General features: G+C 63.2%; 1 protein-coding gene. It reads right to left on the reverse strand.

The window, feature by feature from the left end; genetic code table 11:
* Nucleotides 1-2,468, reverse strand: a 2,468-nt coding sequence (locus NT8_RS27890; RefSeq protein WP_067976030.1) for an ATP-dependent Clp protease ATP-binding subunit, incomplete at its 3' end; no start/stop codon positions are given.
* Nucleotides 2,469-2,529: the final 61 nt, after the last annotated feature.

Here is a 2,529-nt window from a genome sequence, read left to right on the forward strand (position 1 = left end):
TCGGCGACGACGGGGCGTTCCACCCCCTGGAACGTGAACCGCGCCTCAGCACCCTCACCCTCCACATCCACCACCACCAACTGGCCCGCCCGCAACTCCCCATACAAGATCTTCTCCGACAACGCGTCCTCGATCTCACGCTGGATCGTCCGCCGCAACGGCCGCGCCCCCAACACCGGGTCATACCCCCGCGACGCCAACACCCGCTTCGCGTCCGGACGCAACTCCAACCCCATATCCCGATCCTTCAACCGACCATCCAACCGCGCCACCATCAGATCCACGATCGACACGATCTCCGCCTCGGTCAACTGATGGAACACGATCACATCATCCACCCGGTTCAGAAACTCCGGCCGGAAATGCTGCTTCAACTCCTCACTGACCTTCGCCTTCATCCGATCATAATTCGACTTCGCATCATCAGAACGCGCGAACCCCATCGCCTGCCCCTTGGAGATATCCCGCGTCCCCAAGTTCGTCGTCATGATGATCACCGTGTTCTTGAAATCGACGTTGCGCCCCTGCGCATCCGTCAACCGCCCCTCCTCCAACACCTGCAGCAGAGAGTTGAAGATATCCGAATGCGCCTTCTCGATCTCATCGAACAACACCACCGAGAACGGCTTCCGCCGCACCTTCTCCGTGAGCTGCCCACCCTCCTCATACCCCACATACCCCGGAGGCGACCCGAACAGCCGCGACACCGTGTGCTTCTCCATGAACTCCGACATGTCCAACTGGATCAGCGAATCCTCATCCCCGAACAAGAACTCCGCCAACGTCTTGGACAACTCCGTCTTCCCCACACCCGACGGACCCGCGAAGATGAACGACCCCCCCGGACGCTTCGGATCCTTCAACCCCGCCCGCGTCCGACGGATCGCCTGCGACAACGCCGTGATCGCATCCTCCTGACCGATCACCCGCCGATGCAGCTCCTCCTCCATCCGCAGCAACCGCGACGACTCCTCCTCGGTCAACTTGAACACCGGGATCCCCGTCGCCGTCGCCAACACCTCAGCGATCAGCTCCTCATCCACCTCGGCCACGACATCCATGTCGCCGGCCTTCCACTCCTTCTCCCGCGCCGCCTTCGCCCCCAAAAGCCGCTTCTCATCATCACGCAGACCCGCCGCCTTCTCGAAGTCCTGCGCATCGATCGCCGACTCCTTCTCCTTGCGGACCCGCGCGATCTTCTCATCGAACTCCCGCAGATCCGGCGGCGCCGTCATCCGCCGAATCCGCATCCGCGACCCCGCCTCATCGATCAGATCGATCGCCTTGTCCGGCAGGAACCGATCCGAGATATAGCGGTCCGCCAACTGCGCCGCCGCCACCAGAGCCCCATCGGTGATCGACACCCGATGATGCGCCTCATACCGGTCCCGCAACCCCTTCAAGATCTCGATCGTGTGCGTGATCGTCGGCTCCTCCACCTGGATCGGCTGGAACCGCCGCTCCAAAGCCGCGTCCTTCTCCAGATGCTTGCGGTACTCATCCAGCGTCGTCGCACCGATCGTCTGCAACTCACCCCGCGCCAGCATCGGCTTCAGAATCGAGGCGGCGTCGATCGCACCCTCGGCCGCACCCGCACCCACCAGCGTGTGCAACTCATCGATGAACAAGATGATGTCACCACGCGTACGGATCTCCTTGAGGACCTTCTTCAACCGCTCCTCGAAATCACCCCGGTAACGCGACCCCGCCACCAGAGCACCCAGATCCAGCGTGTACAGCTGCTTGTCCTTCAACGTCTCCGGGATCTCCCCCTTGACGATCTTCTGCGCCAACCCCTCCACCACAGCGGTCTTGCCCACACCCGGCTCACCGATCAGAACCGGGTTGTTCTTCGTCCGCCGCGACAGCACCTGCATCACACGCTCGATCTCACGATCACGACCGATCACCGGATCCAGCTTCGACTCCCGCGCCGCCTGCGTCAGATTCCGACCGAACTGGTCCAAAACCAGCGACGTCGACGGCGCCGACTCCCCCGACGCCCCCGCCGAGGCCTGCGGCTCCTTGCCCTGGTAACCGTGCAGCAACTGGATCACCTGCTGGCGCACCCGGTTCAGATCCGCACCCAACTTCACCAGCACCTGCGCCGCGACACCCTCACCCTCCCGGATCAACCCCAAAAGGATGTGCTCGGTCCCGATGTAGTTGTGCCCCAGCTGCAGCGCCTCCCGCAGCGACAGCTCCAGAACCTTCTTCGCCCGCGGCGTGAACGGGATATGCCCCGACGGAGCCTGCTGCCCCTGCCCGATGATCTCCTCGACCTGCTGGCGCACCGCCTCCAGGCTGATCCCCAACGACTCCAGCGCCTTGGCCGCCACACCCTCACCCTCATGGATCAACCCCAAGAGGATGTGCTCGGTCCCGATGTAGTTGTGGTTCAGCATCCTGGCCTCTTCCTGCGCCAGAACCACCACGCGCCGAGCGCGGTCGGTAAACCTCTCGAACATGACTCGTCGCTCCTCACAGAGCGGACAGACAAGGACGGAGACTCCGACCCTCACCTTCCGC

It is taken from the genome of Nocardiopsis trehalosi NBRC 14201 (assembly GCF_001552555.1).
Lineage (GTDB): Bacteria > Actinomycetota > Actinomycetes > Streptosporangiales > Streptosporangiaceae > Nocardiopsis_B > Nocardiopsis_B trehalosi.